Source organism: Leptothrix discophora, from assembly GCF_030705305.1.
Lineage (GTDB): Bacteria > Pseudomonadota > Gammaproteobacteria > Burkholderiales > Burkholderiaceae_C > Sphaerotilus > Sphaerotilus discophorus.
Map to the genome: position 1 here is coordinate 67352 of NZ_JAUZEE010000005.1, position 21203 is coordinate 88554.

Sequence of the window (21203 nt, forward strand, 5' to 3'; positions counted from 1 at the left end):
ACCGAATCCGTGCCTGAACGGATCACCTGGAGGCGACATCATGGTCCTGCTGGACAACCTTCCGACCGATTCCGTGCTGCGGCGTCACGCCACGACGGAACGCCTGCGCAGCCTCGGCCTGCCACCGTCCGATGCGGTGCTGCGCCGCCATCACGACCAGCACGTGGCCGCGCTGCAGGTCCGTGCCGCAGCCGCCGATGCGGCCCGCCGCGCGGCCGCACCGTTGCCGCGTTCCGCGCCGGCCCGGTCACCGGCGCCGCCGGCCGCCGCCCGACCGGCACCCGTCGCCGCGCCGGCTGCGGGATCGTCCGGCGACGGCCTGTTCGGCTGGCTGCGCCGGCTGCTCGGCCGCCACTGAAGCGGTCCCCTGACCCGGCTGACCCGGCTGACCCGCCAGGCGGTGCGCCGGCCTGAACACTCTGCGCCAGCGGTGGCGCAGACAGTCACCCGCGCCTGTTCCGGCACCCGCAGGTCGTGACATCTGTGGGCCGGTGGCGATTCATCCGCTCGACCGGGCCCTGGGCGTGACTTCCTCGCGCCGGGCCTGGCGTTGGCGCCGCTAGATTGCGCAGCCCATGCGCATGACCCGTGAACGCCATCTGCTGTCCCGCCCCGAGGACCTCGCCCCCTGGGCCGACGACTGGACCCGGCTCGCCCGCCGCCACCGCAGCCCGACCCACGGCCTGACCTGGGCCGCCGCGACGCTCGCCACGCTGGTGCCGCGCGACGGCGCGCCGCTGCAGCTGTTCGTGGTCCGCCGCGACGGCCATGTCTGCGCCCTTGCGCCGCTGCAATGCAAGCGCGACGGCTGGTTGCGTCGCCTGGAGATGCTGGGCGCGGACGACGTCGGCGAGCCGCTCGACCTGATGTACGAGGACGACCCCGCGCTGGACGAGCTGCTGCGGGCCGTGCGGGCCGGCGGCCTGCCGACGGTCTACGCCCGCCTGCCGCACGACTCGGCCGTGCCGGCGCTGCTGCCGCGGGTCCTGGCTGGCCGTCGCTCGCGCGTGCGGGTCCGGCCGGCCGAGCCCTATCCCGCCATCGACCTGCGCCTGCATCCGGAGGGCGAACTCAACAGCGGCCGCCGCTCCGACCTGCGGCGCATGCGCCGCAAGGCCGCCGAGCAGGGCGGCTGGCGGCACGACTACCTCAAGCCCGCGCCGCACGAGGTGCCCGCGCTGCTGGCGCAGGCCGTCGAGATCGAGGCCCGCAGCTGGAAGACCGACGACGGCCACGCGCTGTGCCAGAACGAGGTCGAACGCAGCTTCCTGCTGGACCAGCTGACCCGCTGCGCGCAGGACGGCAGCCTGCGCATCGCCTTCGGCCATCTCGGCGACCGGGCGGTCGCGATGCAGCTCGCGCAGGTCGACGCCGGCAGCTACTGGCTCTTCAAGATCGGCTACGACGCAGGTTCCGGCGCCATCGCGCCGGGCCAGTTGCTGATGCAGGACACGCTCGCCGAGGCCGTCGCCGAGGGCCTGCACACCTACGAGCTGATGGGCACCGCCGCCGACTGGACGCGGGTCTGGACCCGCCAGGAGCTGGCCAGCTGGCGCGCCGAGGTGTTGCCGCTCGGCGGCCAGGCGCTGCTGCGGCTCGGCCTGGCGGCGTGGCGCCGGCTGCGACCCGCACGCTGATCAGGCCGCGCCCAGCAGCGCCTTGGCGGCCTCGATGCGCAGGGCCAGCGGCACCGCCGCGTCGTTCATGACGGCGAGCAGGAAGGCTCGCGGCTCGGTGTGCGTGCTGGCGGCCATCAGGATTGGCGCGGTTGGCGCATCGACCGAAGCCGGCGCGGGCGGCGTCATCTGATGGCTGGCCTGTTTCAGCTGCGCCGTCGCGCTGGCGAGCGCCGCGGGCTGGATGCTCGCCAGCGCGCCGAGCACGCCGGCCTGGGCCTCGTCGCCGGGGGGGATGTCCAGCCACGGCGTCTCGGCGAACAGCGGCGCCAGGTCGGGCGCGACAAAGGCCGACCAGTTGCCGGTCGCCTCGTTCAGCGCGGGCACCGGCCGCGCATGCCGGGCCGGCTCGCCGCCGCCGGCCGGTGACGGCCACAGCGCCAGGCGCTGCGCCGGCAGGTCGGCCAGCCAGCGCCGCCGCAGCAGCGCGAGGAAGGCCTGCGCCGCGTCGACATCCATCGGCTCGACCACCGAGAACCACAGCTGCAGCGCGTCCGTGCCCGAAGCCGCGATGGCCGGCGCCGGCAACCCCAGCTCGACCTGCACGCCGCGCCAGACCGGTGCCAACGCCTCCCAGTCGGCCGGCCGCGTCAGCGCCAGCACGAGCGCCCGCACCCGTCCCTGCGCGTCGATCAGCCGGTCCGGCGAGGCGGCATCGGCGCTGAGGTAGAGGCGGCGGAACTCGGTCTGGAGGCGGGACATGGCGGCGGTGGATGAGGTGGCGCGGGTGAACCAGGCCAGGACTCTACGGGAGCGCCCGCCCGCCCGGCGCCCTCAAGCCGCCACCGCGCTCCAGGCCCGGCTGCCGAGCCAGTGCTCGCGCCAGCCCGGCAGTTCGCTGGCCGGCATCGCGCGGGCGATGCCGTAGCCCTGGGCGAGCGGACAGCCCATGGCCAGCAGGGCGCGGCCGTGGGCCAGGGTCTCGACGCCCTCGGCGATGACCTCGCGGTCGAAGGCGGCGGCCAGGTCGATCACGCCACGGACGATGGCCAGGTCCTCCGGGTCGTCGAGCATGTCGATGACGAAGCTGCGGTCGATCTTGAGGGTGCGCGCCGGCAGCTTGCGCAGGTAGGTCAGCGACGAGTAGCCGGTGCCGAAGTCGTCCAGCGCGAAGCCCACGCCCAGCGCCATGCAGCGCTGCAGGATCTCGGCGGCCTGCTGCATGTCGGCGATGGCGGCGGTCTCCAGCACCTCCAGCTGGAAGTGGCGAGCCGCCACGCAGGGATGCCGGGCCAGCGCGTCGGCCAGGCGATGGGCGAAGGCGGGCTGGACCAGGTGGCGCGGGCTGATGTTGACGCTCACCGGCAGCGTCAGTCCTTCGGCTCGCCAGCTGGCGATCTGCGCCAGCGCGGTGTCGATGACCCATTCGCCGACCTGTGGCTCCAGGTCGCTCCCTTGCAGCATCGGCAGGAACTCGCCCGGCGCCAGCAGGCCGCGTTCGGGATGACGCCAGCGGATCAGGCCTTCCGCCCCGATGACGCTGCCGTCGCGCAGGTCGACCTTGGGCTGGTAGTGCAGCTCGAACTCGCCTAAGCGCAGCGCCTCGCGCAGCCGGCCGAGCTGGTCGCGCCGGTGCTGGGCCATGCGGTCGACCTCGGCGTCGAACAGCTGGTAGCGGTTCTTGCCGGCCTGCTTGGCCAGGTACATGGTCTGGTCGGCGTGGCGCAGCAGCGTGTCCGGATCGTTGGCGTCGTTCGGGAACAGGCTCACGCCGACGCTGGCCGACAGGCTCAGCAGGTGATCCTCCGCCCGCACCGGCTGGCGCGCCGCATGCAGCACGCGGTCGAGGATCTGCGTGGTCTCCTTGATCGAACCCAGCTCGGTCAGCAGCAGCACGAACTCGTCGCCGCCCAGCCGCGACAGCGTGTCCTCGGGCCGCAGCACGGCCTTGATGTGCTCGCCGATGCCGATCAGCAGGCGGTCGCCGATGGCATGGCCGAGCGCGTCGTTGACGGCCTTGAAGCCGTCCAGGTCGATGAAGCAGACGGCACCGTGCCGGCCACTGCGGCCGGCACGCAGCACCGCCTGCTCCAGCCGATCGGTCAGCAGGCGGCGGTTGGGCAGGCCGGTCAGCGGGTCGAAGTGGGCGACCCGGTCCAGCTCGGCCTCATGGGCCTTGATGCGGCTGATGTCGGAGAACACGCTGACGTAGTGCAGCACCCGCCCGCCGCCGTCGCGCACCGCCGTGATCGACTGCAGGGCCGGGTAGACCTCGCCGTCGCGGCGCCGGTTCCAGATCTCGCCATGCCAGTAGCCGCGCTGCTGCAGCGCGGCCCAGAAGGACTGGTAGAAGGCCGCGTCGTGCCGGCCCGATGACAGCAGGCTGGGCCGACGGCCGATCACCTCGGCGGCCTGGTAGCCGGTGATGCGCGTGAAGGCCGGGTTGACCTGCGTGATCAGGCCGTCGGCGTCGGCCACCATGATCCCCTCGTAGCTGTTGTCGAACACCGCCGCCGACTGGCGCTGGGCCAGCTCGGCACGCTTGCGCTCGGTGATGTCGGTGTGCGTGCCCGACATGTTCAGCGCCGTGCCGTCGGGCGCGCGGTCGACCACCCGGCCGCTGGTCAGGACCCAGTGCCAGCCGCCGCCCTTGTGGCGCATGCGCAGCTCGACCTCGTGGCGGAGCGTCTCGCCGGCCAGATGGCGGCGGATCGATTCGAGCGCGACGGCCAGGTCGTCCGGGTGGACCAGCGCGGGCCAGTTCGCGGTCGTCACGTTCATCTCGCCGGGCTCGTAGCCCAGCATGGTTTCCCAGCGGGCGCTGACGCGGAAGGTGTCGCTGGGCAGGTCCCAGGTCCAGTAGCCCTGGTCGGAACCTTCGAGCACGCGGGCGAGCTCCTCCCGGCTGTCTTCCAGCTCGCGGGTGCGTTCGGCCACACGCTGTTCGAGCCGCACCTCGTTGTCGGCGAGAGCTTGCCGGCTGGCCTCGGTCTCGCGCAGCTGGCGGCGGATCAGCCCGTAGCTGCCCGCCAGCATCAGCAGCAGCGCGGCCGATGCGCCAGCACCGGCGGTGACCAGGTGGCGACTGGCCTGGAGCTGATCCCGGCTGCGGGTTTCGAGCTGCCGGGACTCGTGGGCTTCCATGTCGAGCAACAGCTGCTGCATCCGGGCACGGGTCGGGGCCAGCGGCGCCGTCTGCGCGTAGGCGTTGGCCGCCGCTGCGCCTTCGGTCTTGCGCAGTTCCTCGACCCGGCGCGAGATCGCCAGCCGCTGGTCCGCCACCGCGCGCAGCTGCTGCCAACGTCCGATCTGCGCGGACTGCCCGGCCAGCAGCGCCTTCAGGCGCGCCAGCAGCGCCTCGCGGCTGCCGATGGCGGCATCCCGCTCGGCCAGCCGGGCCGGGTCGCCGCTGATGCGAAAGGACTGGGTGTTCAGCTCGATCAGCGCGGTGTCCACCCGCACCCGGGCAAGCGCCTGCAGCACGTCCTGGGTGTGGCGCACCCAGCCCTCGGCGATGGCCGCCTGCTGGCCCATGTGCCAGGTGATCCCGGCCAGGGCCACGACCACGACGGTCGACGCGATGAAGGCGGCCAGCACCTGGATCTCGAAGCGGGATTTCAACGGCATGGCTTCGGGCGCGGGCACCGCCCGCACACGGACTCTTGAGGTTCGGCCATTCTGCGGCCGGCCGACCTTCGGCGGGCGTGGCCGATCACCGGATCCGGGCCGTGATCGACCGGCAGATCGTGCCCCGCGGCCGGGCCGATTCACGCGTTGCGATCGGGGTCATCGCGGCACTGCATCCGCTGGCGGCATCGGGCCGTAAAGGGTCCTTGCCGCCGTCAAGTCCGGACGCGACACGCGGCCATACCCCCCCACCCACGGAGACCTGGCATGACCCGCAGCACGCGTTCCCTTCCTCCCCATGCGCTGACCCTGGCGACCCTCGCGGCGCTGGCCGCGCTCGCCTCGCCGTCGACCGCGCTGGCGTCCAGCCACCGCGAGGCACCCTTCATCACGTCCGCCCCCAAGGTCGACGCGACCGACTTCTACCTGTTCAACAGCTACGAGGCCGGCCGCAGCGGCTACGTCACGCTGATCGCCAACTACCAGCCGCTGCAGGATGCCTACGGCGGCCCGAACTACTTCTCGCTCGATCCGAACGCGCTCTACGAGATCCACGTCGACAACGACGGCGATGCGCGCGAGAACCTCACCTTCCAGTTCCGCTTCCGCAACGCGCTCGAGAAGGTCGCGCTGGACATCGGCGGCAAGCCGGTGGCGATCCCGCTGATCCAGGCCGGGACCGTCGCCAACGTGCGCGATGCCAACCTCAACCTGCGCGAGACCTACACCGTCGACGTCGTGCGCGGTGACCGCCGCAAGGGCAGCAAGGCGGCGCTGACGAACGTCGTGGGCGGCTCGGCCACCTTCGACAAGCCGGTCGACCACATCGGCGTGAAGACGCTGCCCGACTACCCGGCCTATGCCGCCCGGCACGTCCACAGCGTCAACATCCCCGGCTGCGCCCAGCCCGGCAAGCTGTTCGTGGGCCAGCGCAAGGACCCGTTCGCGGTCAACCTCGGCACCATCTTCGACCTCGTCAATGCGCCCGCCAGCGTGCTGACCAACCCCGCACTGATCCATGCCGCGCCCAATCCGCTGGCCGACAAGAACGTCACCACGCTGGCGCTGGAGGTCCACAAGTCCTGCCTGACCAACGGCACCGATCCGGTCATCGGCGGCTGGACCACCGCCAGCCTGCGCCAGGGCCGCCTGCTCAACGGCGCGCCCGGCTCCGGCCACCACATGAGCGAGAAGACCGGCGGCGCCTGGACCCAGGTCTCGCGGCTGGGCAATCCGCTGGTCAACGAGGTCGTGATCGGCCTGCCCGACAAGGACCGCTTCAACGCGTCCAAGCCCAAGGACGACCTGCAGTTCGCGACCTACGTGACGAACCCGTCGCTGCCGCGCCTGCTTGAGATCGCGCTGGGCACGCCGGCCGGTGGCCTGGCGCCGTCCAACCTGCCGCGCACCGACCTGCTCAACACCTTCCTGACCGGCCTCGCGGGCGTCAACCGCCCGATGGGCACGGTGACGCCGGCCGAGATGCTGCGCCTGAACACCGCCATCGCGGCGGTGCCGCTGGCGCAGCAGAACCGGCTCGGCGTGGCCGGCGAGGTGCTCCGCGTCGGTGGGGCCGGCAACCTGGGCGCAGCGGTCGACCTGGCCGGCTTCCCGAACGGCCGGCGTCCCAACGACGACGTGGTCGACATCGCGCTGGTGGCCGTGGCCGGCGGGCTGTGCGTGCTCAACAGCGAGGCCACGCTGGGTGCGATCACCGCCGGCAGCAACGCCAACGTGCTGGGCCTGAACAGCTTCACCATCCCCGGCAGCGCGACGCTGACCTCCGAATGCCGCGTCGGCAAGGTGCCGCTGGGCGCGACCTCGGCCGCGCTGCACGATGCGGTCGACCAGGCATCCGATGCCAACAAGGCCAGCTACCTGGCCGGCTTCCCCTACCTGGCGACGCCCCTGGGCGGCACCCGCAACTGAGCCGGAGACCACGATGAACACGCAAACACTGCGTTCCTGGGCCTGGCTGGCCAGTCTCGCGGCGACCGGCGCCCTGCTGGCCGGCTGCGGCGCCGGATCGACACCGGTCGAACGGCCCGCCGCCTCGGTGGCGGACTCGCCCGAGGCGGCCATGAACCTCGTGCAGGGCATCGCGACCAGCCCGGCCGCGCAGGCCGATGGCGCCGAGCCGTCGACCGTGCCCGACACGCTGGCGGTCGACGACACGGCCGAGCCGCGCGCGGTCGACTGAGTTCTGTCGACCGAGCGCGCGACCAGGGGTGGCGCCCCCGGCGGCGGGGGGGCCCCCCGGGGGGGGGGGCCCCCCCCCCGACAACTCCCCGAATGCCAGGACACCCGATGAACACGCGCATCCCGACGATGGGCCGGTGCCGCGCCACGCTGGCCGGGCTGGCCTGCCTGCTGCTGGCGCAAGCCGGTCCCGCCCGTGCCGCGCCCTTCGTGCCGGCCGGCGACGACGAGGTCGTGCAGACCCTGCGCGGTGGCCTGGCCGGTGCCGCGCGGCAGGCCGAGCGGGCCCGCCGGGCCCAGTTGCAGCGCGAGCCACACAACCTGCCGCTGGCGCTGGCGAGCGCGCGCGCCGCCATCGAGGGCTTTCGCCGCAGTGGTGATCCGCGCGATCTGGGCCAGGCCCAGGCGGCCTTGTCGGCCTGGTGGACGCAGCCTGCGCCACCGGCGCCGGTGCGCCTGCTGCGTGGCACGGTGCGGCAAAGCCTGCACGACTTCAGCGGCGCACTGGGCGATCTGGACGGCGTGCTCGCCGACCGGGCCGCCGCGCCGGCCCTGCAGGCCCAGGCCGAACTGACCCGCGCCAGCGTGCTCCAGGTGCTCGGCCGGCTGGCCGAGGCCGAGGCCGGTTGCGCCCGCCTGCAGTCGCCGCGCCATGCCGGCCTGGGCGCGGCCGCGGCCGGCGTGCAGCTCGCTGCGCAGGTCTGCCGTGCCGAACTGGCCAGCCTGACCGGCCGTGCGGCCGAAGGCGAGGCCACGCTGGCGCGGCTGGCCGATACCTCTGCGCCGGCACTGGCCGGCTGGCTCGCGCTGGTGCGTGCCGAGCTGGCCGAGCGCCGCGGCCAGGCCCGGGCCGGCGCGCTCTACCGGGCGGCCTTGGCGGCCCAGCAGGCCGATGGCCAGGCGCCGGACGTCTACACGCTGGCCGCGCTGGCCGACTGGCTGCTCGACCAGGGCCGCCCGCGCGAGGTGCTGACGCTGCTGGCCGGACGCGAGGACGTCGACCCGCTGCTGCTGCGCCTGGCGCTGGCCCAGCGTGCGCTCGGCGACCCGCGCAGCGCCGCATCCACCGCGGCCTTGCAGGACCGCTACGAGGCCGCCGCCGCGCGGGGCGACGCGACCCATCGGCGCGAGCAGTCGCGCTTCGAACGCCAGCTGCGCGACCGGCCCGGGCGTGCGCTCGAACTCGCGCAGCAGAACTGGGCCACGCAGAAGGAACCGGCTGACGCGCGCCTGCTGGTCGATGCGGCCCGCGCCGCCGGCCAGCCCGAGGCGGCCCGCCCAGTGGCCGACTTCGTGCGCGCGACCGGCCTGTCCGACGTGCGCCTGGGCGCGCCCGACGAACGCCGCATGGCCAGGAATACCCGATGAACACGCGCATGCCCACGATCGGCCGGGCCTGGCTGCTGGCCGGCCTGTGCCTGCTCGCCGCGCCGGCCTGGTCCCACAAGGCCAGCGACGCCTACCTGCACTGGCAGGTCCTGCCGGGCGCGGCCGGCGAGGTCGACGAGCGCCTGGACATCGCGCTGCGCGACCTCGACCGCGAGCTGGACCTCGATGCCGACGGCAACGGCAGCCTGACCTGGGGCGAGGTGCGCCGGCGCTGGCCCGACATCCAGGCCCTGGCCGGCACGGCGGTGCAGCTGTCCGCCGATGGCCAGCCCTGCCGCGTGCAGGACCACGGCCAGCCGCAGCTCGACGAGCACAGCGACGGCCGCCATGCGGTGCTGCGCCGGCGCTGGACCTGCGCCGCGCCGCCGCAGCAGCTGCAGGGCCGCTACACGCTGTTCGCGCAGACCGATCCGCAGCATCGCGGCATCGTCCGGGTCGATTGGGCCGAGGCTGCCGGCCGGGACGGACCCGGACCGCGCACGGCGGTGTTCGTGCCCGGCCCTGACCTGCAGCGCTTCGACGTGCCGGCGGCCGCGCGGTCGTCCGGTGCCGACGGTCCGGGCTGGACCGGCTTCGTGGCCCAGGGCGTGCATCACATCCTGATCGGCGCCGACCATGTGCTGTTCCTGCTCGCGCTGCTGCTGCCGGCGGTGCTGGTGTGGCGGCCGGCCGGGCTGGTGTTGCACACCGGCCGACCGGCCGCCGGCTGGACCGCCTCGCAGGACCGGCGCGGCATGGCGCTGGACCTGCTCAAGGTCGTCAGCGCCTTCACGGTGGCGCACTCGATCACGCTGTCGCTGGCGGCCTTCGACGTGGTCTCGCCGCCGTCGCGCTGGACCGAATCGCTGATCGCCGCCAGCGTCGTGCTGGTCGCGTTGAACAACCTGCGGCCGCTGGTGGCCGCGCACCGCTGGCCACTGACCTTCGTGTTCGGGCTGGTCCACGGCTTCGGCTTCGCGGCGGTGCTCAAGGACCTGGGCCTGCAGCGCGAGGGCCTGATCGCGCCGCTGCTGGGCTTCAACCTCGGCGTCGAGCTGGGCCAGCTGGCGATCGTCGCCTTGCTGCTGCCGCTGGCCTGGCGCTGGCGGGCCAGCGCCCTCTACCGGCGCGGTGCGCTGCAGGCCGGCTCGCTGCTGATCGCCGCCCTGGCGGGCGTCTGGCTGGTCGAGCGGGCCTTCGACGTGGCGCTGCTGGCCGTCTGAGCCGGCGCGGCTCAGGGCGGCTCAGGGCGTCGACAGCCAGGCGTGGGCGAGCAGGCCCGCCACCAGCAGCCACAGCGCGACGATCACGACCGCCGCGATCGGGCTGCGCGGCCGGGCCTCGCGGCGCGCCAGCCAGGCCTCGGCCTGCGCGCGGCCGTGGGCGCGCACATGGGGCGGCAGCAGCCGCACCGTCAGCCAGATCAGCGCGGGCAGCAGGATCACGTCGTCCAGCCAGCCCAGCACCGGGATGAAGTCCGGGATCAGGTCGATCGGGCTGAAGGCATAGGCCACCACCAGCGCGGCCAGCAGGCGGGCGGTCCAGGGCGTGTCGGGATGCGAGCGCACGAACCACAGCGTCAGCACGTCGCGCTTGACGCCGCGCGCCCAGGTGCGCGAGGCCACCAGCAGGTCGCGCGCGCGTCGCCAGGGGCTGCGGATCATGCGGCTTGCCCCGCTGGGGCCGTCAGAGGTGCAGCATCGCCGCGCCGCCGAGCACCAGGCCCAGGCCGCTGGCGAGGAACATCGCGACCTCGACCCACTTGCGACGCGTCAGCAGCGCGATGGCCGCCAGCGCGATCGCGATCTGCAACGCGGTCGTCGCCTGGGCCCAGCGGTGGTGCAGGTGCAGCTCGGACTCGCTCTTGGCGTCCCAGGCCGTGGCCTCGGCTTCGAGCTTCTCGGCGGCGGCCTTGATCTCGCCCTTTTCCGTCTTGTAGCGCTCGATCTCGGCCTGGTAGGTGGCCTGCCGGTCGGCCGGCAGCACGTTGAGCATCACCTCGTAGAGGTTCTGCTTGCTGCTCTTGGCCTGGTAGTAGTTCCACTGGTTGGACGCCTCGGTCTTCCTGATCGCGGCGTTGTTCTTGTACAGGCCGGCGTTGGCCTGCGTGGCCCCGCCCATGTAGGCGAACAGCGCGCCGACCGTCGCGAGGATGGCGGTGGTCACCGCGATGGTGCTGGCGAAGCTGTCCTTCCTGTCGCCGTGGCCGCCGTGGCTGGCGGCGTGGGCGGCGTGCTCGACCTCGTGGTCGTGCGGGCCGTGGACGTGGAAACCGTGTCCGGACATGTCTGCGTCTTTCTGCTGTCGTGAGGCATCGAGGGAGGCGGTGGGTCCACCGCGAGGCCGCGATTATCCGAACCGTGAAGACGACGCGCAGGCATGACCGATTCAGGTGGACGGCGTGACGGGCGCGATGGCTGCGACCTGCCGGACGATGTCGCGCGCGTCGACCCCGACCAGTGCGCCGCTCATGCTCACCAGGACGATGGCGCAAACGATGTCGATGATCTTCATGATGGTTTTCCTTTGGGCGCGCCGGGAAGGTCAGGGGCGGAAGGTCTCGGTGCCGAAGGCGCGTCCGCCACCGATGCACCGGACTGTAGGAATCCAGAAACCCAGGCGCATGACTTGTGGAGGTCAAAGCGGCCTGGGCGGGCCTACAAGAATCGGTGGGTTGATGACTGAAATGAAAAAGCCGTTCGGGCCTCACGTCTCGGGCGCAGGCTGACTTGAATCGGTGGGCCCAGGTCGCATGTGCGACGCATGACGCTCGATCCACCCACCGGCACCTGGCCCATGCTCACCCTCGCACTGGCGGGGCTGGCCGGGGTGGCGGGGCTGGCGACACAAGGCTGGCGGCGGGAGCGGCGGCGTTCACGCTGGCGGGCGAGCCCGTTCCCGCCGGCCTGGCGGCGCATCCTGAGGCGGCGGGTGCCGCTGGCGGCGCGGCTGCCGGCCGATCTGCAACTGCGGCTGAAGGGCCACATCCAGGTCTTCCTGGCCGAGAAGCCCTTCATCGGCTGCGAGGGCCAGCCCATCACCGACGAGGTTCGCGTGACCGTCGCCGCCCATGCCTGCCTGCTGCTGCTGGGCGACGCGCGTGCGCAGGTCTACCCGCAGCTGCGGCAGGTGCTGGTCTACCCGGCCGCCTTCGCGGTCGAGCGCGAACAGCCGCTCGGTGGCGGGCTGGTGCGGCAGCAGCGCGTGACCATGTCCGGCGAGTCCTGGACCCACGGGCAGGTCGTGCTGTCCTGGCCCGACGTGCTGGCCGGCGCGGCCGATCCGGGCGATGGCCGCAACGTCGCGCTGCACGAGTTCGCCCATCAGATCGACCAGGACAAGGGCCATGCCGACGGCCAGCCCTGGCGGCCCGGCAGGCGCCGCCGCCGGGCCTGGGCGCAGGCCATGTCCGCCGGGCTGCAGCGGCTGCGCAGCCAGCCGTCCGGGGTCATCGATCCCTACGGCGCCAGCGACCCGGCCGAGTACTTCGCCTGCATCACCGAGGCCTTCTTCGAGCGCCCGCAGGACCTCGCCGCCGAGGAGCCGGCGGTCTACCGCGAGCTGAGCGGCCTGTACGGCGTCGCGCCGGCGGCGTGGTGAGCGCGTGACATCCGTCATCGGCGCCGTGCTTGAAAACCCCCGTGGCCACCGCATGTGCGATGCATGCCCCGGGGTTTTCCGGACGCAGCTTGTCCGATCGAACAGGAGTCCCTCATGACCGCACCGTCCACCGAGTCCGTCCGCAGCCGCGCCCAGGCCCTGCTGGTGCTCGCCGGCCTGCTGGAGCGGCTCGAGCGCAGCCCCGTCCGGGTCGACCCGGCGCAGTACCGCACCGTCGTCACCCGCCTGTCGGCGGCGCTGTCCGAACCCTGGCCCGATGACCTGATCGACGCGCTGCTGAAGGCCCATCCGTCCACCGCCGAGCTGTACGAGAACCTGCACTACGGGCATGCCGGCCTGTCGCGCGCGCCGCTGGAGCGCTCGGTCGAGTCCGAGCAGGCCGCCCGCGCGCTGCTGGCCCGCGTCGCCCGCGGCTGATCCCCCCGGCGCACGGCGGACCGCCGCAGCGCCCCTCGGCCCGCGCCCCGCACGCTGGCAGCGTGCCCCGCCGTGGACCGGCCGGGGCACCAGTTCGAGGCACCCGGACCGTGCGCTCACCGCACGGTCGGCCCTTCTCCCTCTGTTCTCCCTCTGAAGACCCGGCTCGCCGCCGCAGGCACGCGCCTTGCGAATGCCTGGGCGTGTCCGGCGGTATCGCAGCCGCCGGACGGATCACAGCCTCCGCTGATGACGGCGGAACCAGACCCATCTCCACGCCCCCACGGGCTGGGCGATGTGGTCGTTCCTGAACCGTATTCATCCGTCAACCGCGGAGGGCCCTCGCTGCGCCCCCGCCTGGGCGGGCCGAGGCGCAGTGACCTGCACCGATGCAAGCGGCCGCCCGCACTTCTGCAGGATCACACATGAAGATCATCGTCGTCGGCCACGGCATGGTGGGCCACAAGTTCCTGGAAAGCCTCGTCGAGTCCGGCGCGCGCGACCTGCAGGTCACGGTGCTGTGCGAGGAGCCGCGTGCGGCCTACGACCGCGTGCACCTGTCGGAGTTCTTCGTGGGCAAGACCGCCGAGGACCTGTCGCTGGTCGAGCCCGGTTTCTTCGAGCGCAGCGGCCACGCGCTGCGTCTGGCGACCCGCGCGGCGAGCATCGACCGCGCCGCGCGCACGGTCACCACGCTGGACGGCGAGGTGCTGGCCTGGGACAAGCTGGTGCTGGCCACCGGCTCCTATCCCTTCGTGCCGCCGCTGCCGGGCCGCGATCGGGCCGACTGCTTCGTCTACCGGACCATCGAGGACCTGGAGGCCATGAAGGCCTGCGGCGCGCGCAGCCGCACCGGTGTCGTGATCGGTGGTGGCCTGCTGGGCCTGGAGTGCGGCAAGGCGCTGCGCGACATGGGCCTGGAGACGCACGTGGTCGAGTTCGCCCCGCGCCTGATGGCCGTGCAGGTCGACGACGGCGGCGGCCGCATGCTGCGCCAGAAGATCGAGGCGCTGGGCGTCAAGGTCCACACCCAGAAGAACACCCAGCAGATCGTCGACGGCGAGGCCGCCACGCACCGCATGGTGTTCGCCGACGGCAGCCAGCTGGAGACCGACATGATCGTGTTCTCCGCCGGCATCCGCCCGCGTGACGAACTGGCCCGCGCGGCCGGCCTGGACATGGGCCCGCGCGGCGGCGTGGCCATCGACAGCGCCTGCCGCAGCAGCGATCCGGACATCTACGCGATCGGCGAATGCGCCGCCTGGAACGGGCAGATCTTCGGCCTGGTCGCACCCGGCTACGAGATGGCCCGCGTCGCCGCGCGCCACCTGGTCGGCCAGGACGACGCGGCCTTCGTCGGCGCGGACATGAGCACCAAGCTCAAGCTGATGGGCGTGGACGTGGCCAGCATCGGCGATGCCCACGGCGCGACGCCGGGCAGCCGCGCCTACCAGTACACCGACGAGCGCCGCCAGACCTACAAGAAGATCGTGGTCAGCGAGGACGGCCAACGCCTGCTGGGTGCCGTGCTGGTCGGCGATGCCGGTGAATACGGCACGCTGCTGCAGATGGCGCTCAACGGCATCGCGCTGCCGGCCGAGCCCGAGTTCCTGATCCTGCCCAGCAGCGACGGCAAGGCCAGGCCCGGCCTGGGCGTGGACGCGCTGCCCGACAGCGCCCAGATCTGCTCGTGCAACAACGTCAGCAAGGGCCGCCTGTGCGCCGCCGTCGGCGAGGGCGCCACCACCGTCGCCGCGCTGAAGGCCTGCACCAAGGCCGGCGCCACCTGCGGCGGCTGCGTGCCGCTGGTCACGCAGGTCATGAAGGCCGAGATGTCGCGGCGCGGCATGGCCGTCAACAACCATGTCTGCGAGCACTTCCCGCATTCGCGCCAGGAGCTGTATCACCTGGTCCGCGTCGGCGAGATCCGCAGCTTCGACGAGCTGATCGCCAGGCATGGCCACGGCCTGGGCTGCGATGTCTGCAAGCCCGTGGCGGCGAGCATCTTCGCGTCGGTCTGGAACGAGTTCGTGCTGAAGAAGGAACTCGCCGGCCTGCAGGACAGCAACGACTACTACCTCGGCAACATCCAGAAGGACGGCAGCTACTCGGTCGTGCCGCGCATGCCCGGCGGCGAGGTCACGCCCGAGGGCCTGATCGCGGTCGGCCAGGTGGCGAAGAAGTACGGCCTGTACACCAAGGTGACCGGCGGCCAGCGGGTCGACCTGTTCGGCGCGCGGGTCGAGCAGCTGCCGCTGATCTGGGAAGAGCTGATCGCCGCCGGCTTCGAGAGCGGCCATGCCTACGGCAAGGCGCTGCGCACGGTCAAGAGCTGCGTCGGCTCGACCTGGTGCCGCTATGGCGTGGGCGACAGCGTCGGTCTCGCGGTCGAGCTGGAGAACCGCTACAAGGGCCTGCGTGCGCCGCACAAGATCAAGTTCGGCGTCTCGGGCTGCACCCGCGAATGTGCCGAGGCGCAGGGCAAGGACGTCGGCGTCATCGCCACCGAGAAGGGCTGGAACCTCTACGTCTGCGGCAACGGCGGCATGAAGCCGCGCCATGCCGAGCTGCTGGCCAGCGACCTCGGCCGCGACGAGCTGATCCGCCTGATCGACCGCTTCCTGATGTTCTACGTGCGCACCGCCGACCGGCTGCAGCGCACCAGCACCTGGCGCGACAACCTCGAAGGCGGGCTGGACTACCTCAAGGGCGTGGTGGTCGACGACCGCCTCGGCCTGGCCGCCGAGCTGGAGGCGCAGATGGCGCACGTCGTCTCGACCTACCAGTGCGAGTGGAAGACCGCCGTCACCGACCCGGCCGTGCGGGCCCGCTTCCGCAGCTTCGTCAACAGCGAGCAGGCCGACGAGCACATCGTGTTCATCGAGGAACGTGGCCAGATCCGTCCGGCCCGACCCGACGAGCGCGCCAGCGTCCGCCAGCCCGAATCCGCCTGAGCCACCGACCCGAGGAGCCCGCCATGAGCACCGTCCAGAACCCCGAAGTCCTTGCCACCGACCACCCCGCCGCACCGGCCTGGATCCCCGTCTGCCAGGCCGACGACATCCTGCCCGGCACGGGGGTCTGCGCCCGCGTCGAGGGCCGCCATGTCGCGGTCTTCCGGCTCGGTGCGGACCAGTTCTATGCGATCGACAACGTCGATCCGCGCTCGCAGGCCAGCGTGCTGTCGCGCGGCCTGGTCGGCAGCCTGGGCGAACGCGTCGTGGTGGCCTCGCCGCTCTACAAGAACCACTTCGACCTGCGCTCGGGCGAATGCCTGGAGGCGCCGGAGCAGTCGGTCAGCGCGCACCGCGTGCGGGTCGAGGGTGATCGGGTCCTGGTCGCGCTGAACTGAGCGGGTCGCTCGTGCCAGGTGGGCGCGGCGCATGCATGGGATTGCGGAGAATCACGCCTTGATCCGTGACCCTGGAGGACCCCATGCCCGCCGCGACCGCGCCCCTGTCGGTTTCCGCCCTGGTGCTGCGTGCCAAGCAGCGCGACATCGACACCCTGCGCCAGCTCGCTGCCCGCGCCGAGCTGGTCGACGTGACCGGCCAGCTGATCCATGCGCTGCAGCGCGAGCGTGGCGCGTCGAGCGTCTGGCTGGCCTCGCGCGGCCTGCGCTATGCCGACGTGCGCCGCCAGGCCATCGAGACCGCCGAGCCGGTGCAGGCGCACCTGCGCGAGCTGTTCGCGCTGCAGCTGGCGCCCGGGCAGGACGCGTCCTCGCGGCTGCTGTCGCTGATGGCCTGGGTGCTGCTGGGGCTGGACGCGCTCGGCGAGCTGCGCGCCAAGGTCGATCGCCACGGCATGAGCGCGCACGACGCGGTGGTAGCCTTCAGCCGCCTGATCGCCGGCCTGGTCGAGCTGATCGTGCTGGTGGCCGATGCGAGCGCGCATCCAGCCATCTCGCGCCGGCTGGTGGCGCTGGTCCACCTGGTGCAGGGCAACGAGGGCGCTGGCCAGGAACGTGCGGTCGGTGCCGAGCTGTTCGCCGGTGGCGTCTGCCAGGAAGCGCAGCAGCAGCGGGTGGTCCACCTGATCGACGCGCAGGAGCGCAACCTGCAGGTCTATGCCGAGTTCACCGACGCGGCCCAGCGGGCCCGCTGGGAACGCCAGCAGCTCTCGCCCGGCATGGCCCGGCTCGAACGGCTGCGCCGCACGCTCTGCGCCGCGCGGCCCGATGCGGTGCTGGACAGCCAGCTGAGCGACACCTGGTTCACCGTCTGCAGCGAGCGCATCTCCGAGCTGTGGCAGCTGCAGGTCGAGCTGGTCCAGCACCTGCGCGACGACTGCCAGCGCCAGATCGAGGCGGCCCGCCAGGACCTGCAGGACGCCGAGCGGCTGCTGCGCGAACTGCGCGACAACCCGCCGGCGCACAGCCACGCGGTCGACCGCTTCCTGGACATCGCGACCCAGCCGGCGGCCGCGCCCGACCTGAGCCTGGCGGCGCTGATCGCGCCGGCATCGACGCGGGCGTCGACCGCCGCATCGGGTGCGGCCGGCGACCCTGCCCCGGCCGCCGCGACGCCCGAGGACAGCTCGCTGCTCGCGCTGCTGCAGGAGCAGTCGACCCGGCTGGCGCGCATGGAGTCCGAGCTGGAAGCGGCCCGCCGCGCGCTGCATGAACGCAAGATCATCGAGCGCGCCAAGGGCATGCTGATGGCCCGCCTGGGCATGACCGAGGACGTCGCCTTCCGCGCGCTGCAGAAGACCTCGATGGACCAGAACCGCCGCCTGCTCGACGTGGCCGAGGCGACGCTGTCGCTGCCGGACTTCGCCTTCACCGGCGCGCCGGCACGCAAGCCGGAGGAATGACGGCCCCCGGCTGCGGGGTACCGCAGCCACCCCCCGAGGGGGTGTCGCCCGGCTTGGGGCGGCCCGGCGCTCGGTCGACGGCCTGCCCCCGGCTGCGGGGTACCGCAGCCACCCCCCCGACCAACCCAGCGTCTCAGCGCCCCGGCATCGAGAAGCGGTAGCCCAGCCCCAGTCCGATGCTGTCGGCGCTGAAGCGGCGGCCGTCGGCATGGCGGGCGCGGGTCTTGCCCGCCGAGGCCGTCAGCGACCACGGCTCACCCAGGTCCAGGTGCAGCCCGGCGGCGGCCTTGACGGCCGGGCCGTGCGGGTTGGTGCCGCCCAGAAGCTGACCGAAGAAGCGCCCGCGTGCGCCTGCCTCGTGGCGCTGCTGCAGGCCGATACCGGCCAGCAGCTCGCCGTAGCCGGGGTAGCCGAGGTAGGCGTTGTAGGCCACGCCGGCCTGCAGCGGGATGAACCAGCGGTCGTCCAGCGCCATGTCCAGCTGGCCGGCCAGCAGGCGCAGCGGCGCGCGGTCGATGCCGCCGTAGCGGACGTTGAACTCGGTCTGCTGGAACAGGCTCCAGCGCGCGCCCTGGAAGAGGGCCGGCAGCGCCGCCCCGTCACGGTCGGCCGGACGGATGTGGTAGTTCAGGGCCAGGCCGTAGCCGATGTTGCGCGAGCTGCCCCTGGGCGCGCGCAGGACGCCGGCCGACAGGGCCAGGCCGAACTCGCGTGACAGCGCGACCTCGGCCGTCGCCTTCGGGTAGACCAGCAGGCCGGGGCCGGTGTCGATCACGTCCGGCGCATAGCCGCCCGAGCCGAGGCCGATCTGCCCGTACAGGCTGGTGCGGGGCGACAGCCGCAGCCGCTGGCCGATGCCCCCGAGCATCTGGTTGTAGAGCGGCCGGCCGCTGTGGCCGACCCCCAGCGCGGCGAACCAGTAGGTGTCGCGCGCCATGAAGTGGGCGTACTGCAGGTCGACCATGCCCAGCGTGCCCTTGAAGGAGCCTTGTGGATCTTGCTGGTGGATCTGGTCGAGCACGACGCCGAGCATGTTCTCGCCGGCCTCGTCCTCGGCCAGCCGCTGCGCCATCGGCGTCAGCGCCTGGCCGTGCGACTCGAAGGGGCCGCGGAGGTAGCCGAACGGGAACTGCACGAACAGGTTGGCGGAGGTGTCGCGGATCGCCGCGTCCTGGAACTGCATGCGCGCGACCTGGGCGCCCAGCGAATAGCCCGTGAACGTGTAGCCCAGCCCGGCATAGCCCTTGATGAAGCCGCCGGTGCCCGACAGGAAGCGGCTGTGCCCGGCGCTGCGCCCGCCGCCGCCACCGCCCCCGGCCAGGCCGGCCGTCGCGAACAGTCGAGGCGTCAGGTGCTGCTGCAGGTGGACGCCCACGTCGAAGGCCATGAAGCCGCCGTATTCGCCCTGGAACAGCGGTGCGTAGGCGCCCATGCCCAGGTAGACCCGCTCGGAGACCCGCTGGTGGATGTGGAAGCCGGCGAGGTCGATGGGCGCATCGCCCGGCACCCGGATCGACTGGTGGTCCAGCACCACCAGGCCCTCTTCCCGGCGCAGCCCGGCGCCGGATGCGTCGGCCTGCACGGGGCCTGCGAGCGTGCCGAGCAAGGTCAGCAGGAGCGCGGCGGGCCAGCGGGCGAGGTTCGTGGGCGACATGCGCCGAGTGTCCCGGCACGGCGTGGAACGTGCGCGGCCGACCGGTGCGCGAGCGCGCCAGGCTTCACGGGCGGACCTCGGCGTTGGCCTGCCCGCACGTCGCCTGTTCCGTTTGCGCCACGCCGGCGTTCAGCCGGTGACCAGGCCGTCCATGCGGATGACCTCGAAGTCGCTCCCCTTGACCTGGCCGAGCTGGCTGTTGAGCGTGTCGGGCCAGGCCTCGTCGGGCGCGCCGCTCAGGTACCAGTTGCTGCCGTTGTCGGCCACGAACATGCCGTAGGTCTTCAGCGCGGTCAGGATGGCCCGGGCCTCGGTGCTGAAGCCCGTCGGGATCGCGTAGCTGGCCTTGAGTCGCACCCGCATGCCCATCGGCGGCAGGTTGGCCGACGTGTCGCTCGACGCGACGTGCGTGGCCGGTGGGACATAGGCCCTGCGCGTGCGCGCCACCGTGAAGCGCAGCGCATGGCGGATGCCGCCGGGGCCGCGGGCCGCTTCCTCGCGCCGGGCCAGTCCGGGAAAGATCGGCAGGCCGGCCGCATCGGCGCTGGTCCAGCCGGGCCGGCCGAGCGGGCGCACCGTGTTGCTGTCGAGGTGGAAGACCGCGCCGCAGTCGGCGTTCCAGCTGCCGTCGGACTGCCGGAAGGCGCGGGCGAGTTCGTAGAGCCGGTGGTTGTCGCGGTCGATCACCAGCACATGGCGGTCGCCGGTGCTGCCGTTGCCGCCCTCGATGGGCGCGAAGTCCGGGACCGGGTAGGGACCGGCATCGCTCTCGCCCGGATAGGCGGTGAAGTTGACCCGCACCGGCGGCTGCGTGCCGGCCACGACGACATACGGGATGCCGATCGGCGCCCCCTGCCAGGTGCCCGCGCCGAAGTCGGGCCGCAGGCCGGTCGCCAGGCCGATGCTGGTCAGGATCGCGTCGGAGTCCGGATCGACCGGCGCGGCCGAGATGTCGGTGTTCCAGGCGTTCGAGCCCGGAAACGCGACCGCGCCGTTGAGCGCCGCATTCACGCCGGTGCCCGCGCCGCTGAAGTCCCCGAAGGTCGTGGCCCCGCTGCCGGTGCCCGGCGTGGGTGCCGGGGCGGCGGCCTGCGAACCGGCGGCATCCGATCCTCCGCCACCTCCGCCGCCACAGGCCGCCAGCCAGATCGCCGACAGCGCCGCCAGCGACAGCCGCCGCCGATCGGGCGAGTCGGGGCCGGTCAGGGCGGGGGCATCCGGGGACGGGGCGAGCGGGACGGGGAGCGGAACAGCCATGCCCGGAGTCTGGCCGCTGCGCGGGCGAGATGCTGTGCCAGGGTGTGGGCGGGGGTAAGGGCGGGTGACGTTCTGTGAGCCAGCAGATCTTTTTCACGCCCACTGTCGAAATCACCCCCCTGCCGCGTGTCATCCCCATGATCGTGACCCTCGTGCAGCGCACGGTGGTCACGGTCGAGGCCCGGTGCAGGCTCTCGCGCTGACCCGGATTGACACCCTTCTTCCCCCTGCCAAGGATCACCCCATGCAATACATGCTGCTGCTCAATGAACCCGCCAGCGAATTCGCCCGGCGCCACGACCCCGAACAGGCCGGCGCCTACTGGGGCGGCTGGAATGCCTTCATCGGTGCGATGGCCCAGGCCGGCGTCATCGTCAAGGGCGATGGCCTGCTGGGTCCGGACACCGCCACGACCGTGCGCATCCGCGACGGCAAGCGGGTCGTGCAGGACGGTCCCTATGCCGACACGAAGGAACAGCTCGGCGGCTACTTCGTCATCGAGGTGCCTGACCTCGACGCCGCGCTGGAATGGGCCGCCCGCGCGCCGTCGGCGGCCAGCGCCTCGGTGGAGGTGCGTCCGGTGATGCCGCCGATGGCGCCTCCCGGCGCATGACCGGGCGCTTGACCGG

The 21203-nt window shown here is 72.7% G+C and carries 19 protein-coding genes; 12 read left to right on the forward strand and 7 right to left on the reverse strand.

Annotation, left to right across the window (positions count from 1 at the left end; translation table 11 throughout):
- The first annotated feature begins 40 nt into the window (after positions 1-40).
- Both Q8X39_RS10650 and Q8X39_RS10655 read left to right on the forward strand, forming a co-directional pair.
- A complete protein-coding gene (locus Q8X39_RS10650; protein WP_305749652.1) occupies positions 41-358 on the forward strand; it encodes a hypothetical protein in 318 nt (105 codons plus the stop codon).
- A 217-nt stretch (positions 359-575) separates the two neighbouring features.
- Positions 576-1637, forward strand: a complete 1062-nt coding sequence (locus Q8X39_RS10655) for a GNAT family N-acetyltransferase (RefSeq protein ID WP_305749653.1) — start codon at positions 576-578, stop codon at positions 1635-1637.
- Here the strand turns inward: Q8X39_RS10655 and Q8X39_RS10660 are convergent, their stop codons facing one another.
- Together Q8X39_RS10660 and Q8X39_RS10665 are read right to left on the reverse strand one after the other, a co-directional pair.
- Complete coding sequence (locus Q8X39_RS10660) at positions 1638-2378, reverse strand: hypothetical protein (protein ID WP_305749654.1); 741 nt, start codon at positions 2376-2378, stop codon at positions 1638-1640.
- Between the two features lie 72 nt (positions 2379-2450).
- A complete protein-coding gene (locus Q8X39_RS10665; RefSeq protein WP_305749655.1) occupies positions 2451-5243 on the reverse strand; it encodes an EAL domain-containing protein in 2793 nt (930 codons plus the stop codon).
- Between the two features lie 267 nt (positions 5244-5510).
- On the opposite strand from Q8X39_RS10665, the gene Q8X39_RS10670 reads away from it, so the two are divergent.
- The 4 genes from Q8X39_RS10670 to Q8X39_RS10685 all read left to right on the forward strand — a co-directional run bounded on the left by Q8X39_RS10670 (position 5511) and on the right by Q8X39_RS10685 (position 10033).
- The gene (locus Q8X39_RS10670; RefSeq protein ID WP_305749656.1) at positions 5511-7172 is read left to right on the forward strand and encodes a DUF4331 domain-containing protein; all 1662 of its coding nucleotides are present in this window, start codon (positions 5511-5513) and stop codon (positions 7170-7172) included.
- A gap of 13 nt (positions 7173-7185) precedes the next feature.
- On the forward strand, positions 7186-7443 hold the full coding sequence (locus tag Q8X39_RS10675) for a hypothetical protein (RefSeq protein WP_305749657.1): 258 nt from the start codon (positions 7186-7188) through the stop codon (positions 7441-7443).
- Between the two features lie 107 nt (positions 7444-7550).
- Complete coding sequence (locus tag Q8X39_RS10680; RefSeq protein ID WP_305749658.1) at positions 7551-8810, forward strand: hypothetical protein; 1260 nt, start codon at positions 7551-7553, stop codon at positions 8808-8810.
- Positions 8807-10033, forward strand: coding sequence for a HupE/UreJ family protein (locus Q8X39_RS10685; protein WP_305749659.1), 1227 nt, complete (start codon positions 8807-8809; stop codon positions 10031-10033). The genes Q8X39_RS10680 and Q8X39_RS10685 overlap by 4 nt, the downstream gene beginning before the upstream one ends.
- 21 nt (positions 10034-10054) lie before the next feature.
- Here the strand turns inward: Q8X39_RS10685 and Q8X39_RS10690 are convergent, their stop codons facing one another.
- The 3 genes from Q8X39_RS10690 to Q8X39_RS10700 form a co-directional block, all read right to left on the reverse strand.
- Complete coding sequence (locus tag Q8X39_RS10690) at positions 10055-10474, reverse strand: YkvA family protein (protein WP_305749660.1); 420 nt, start codon at positions 10472-10474, stop codon at positions 10055-10057.
- A 22-nt stretch (positions 10475-10496) separates the two neighbouring features.
- Positions 10497-11096, reverse strand: a complete 600-nt coding sequence (locus Q8X39_RS10695) for a DUF4337 domain-containing protein (RefSeq protein ID WP_305749661.1) — start codon at positions 11094-11096, stop codon at positions 10497-10499.
- Between the two features lie 102 nt (positions 11097-11198).
- Positions 11199-11324 carry a hypothetical protein gene (locus tag Q8X39_RS10700; protein WP_305749662.1) on the reverse strand — a complete coding sequence of 42 codons (126 nt, stop codon included), beginning with the start codon at positions 11322-11324 and terminating at the stop codon, positions 11199-11201.
- Between the two features lie 282 nt (positions 11325-11606).
- On the opposite strand from Q8X39_RS10700, the gene Q8X39_RS10705 reads away from it, so the two are divergent.
- From Q8X39_RS10705 to Q8X39_RS10725, 5 genes are all read left to right on the forward strand, one after another.
- On the forward strand, positions 11607-12410 hold the full coding sequence (locus tag Q8X39_RS10705) for a M90 family metallopeptidase (protein WP_305749663.1): 804 nt from the start codon (positions 11607-11609) through the stop codon (positions 12408-12410).
- Between the two features lie 114 nt (positions 12411-12524).
- Positions 12525-12848 (forward strand): hypothetical protein, encoded by a 324-nt coding sequence (locus Q8X39_RS10710; RefSeq protein WP_305749664.1) that lies wholly within the window; start codon positions 12525-12527, stop codon positions 12846-12848.
- Positions 12849-13273: 425 nt separating this feature from the next.
- Entirely contained in the window at positions 13274-15802 is a 2529-nt protein-coding gene (nirB, locus tag Q8X39_RS10715; protein ID WP_305749665.1) for a nitrite reductase large subunit NirB, read from the forward strand.
- Between the two features lie 23 nt (positions 15803-15825).
- Entirely contained in the window at positions 15826-16200 is a 375-nt protein-coding gene (nirD, locus tag Q8X39_RS10720) for a nitrite reductase small subunit NirD (protein WP_305749666.1), read from the forward strand.
- A gap of 83 nt (positions 16201-16283) precedes the next feature.
- Entirely contained in the window at positions 16284-17663 is a 1380-nt protein-coding gene (locus Q8X39_RS10725; RefSeq protein WP_305749667.1) for a nitrate- and nitrite sensing domain-containing protein, read from the forward strand.
- A gap of 133 nt (positions 17664-17796) precedes the next feature.
- Here the strand turns inward: Q8X39_RS10725 and Q8X39_RS10730 are convergent, their stop codons facing one another.
- Positions 17797-19317: a hypothetical protein gene (locus Q8X39_RS10730; RefSeq protein ID WP_305749668.1), complete on the reverse strand. Its 1521-nt coding sequence runs from the start codon at positions 19315-19317 to the stop codon at positions 17797-17799.
- 129 nt (positions 19318-19446) lie between these two features.
- Positions 19447-20574: a hypothetical protein gene (locus Q8X39_RS10735; protein ID WP_305749669.1), complete on the reverse strand. Its 1128-nt coding sequence runs from the start codon at positions 20572-20574 to the stop codon at positions 19447-19449.
- A 244-nt stretch (positions 20575-20818) separates the two neighbouring features.
- Between Q8X39_RS10735 and Q8X39_RS10740 the strand changes: the two genes are divergently transcribed.
- A complete protein-coding gene (locus Q8X39_RS10740; protein WP_305749670.1) occupies positions 20819-21187 on the forward strand; it encodes a YciI family protein in 369 nt (122 codons plus the stop codon).
- Positions 21188-21203: the final 16 nt, after the last annotated feature.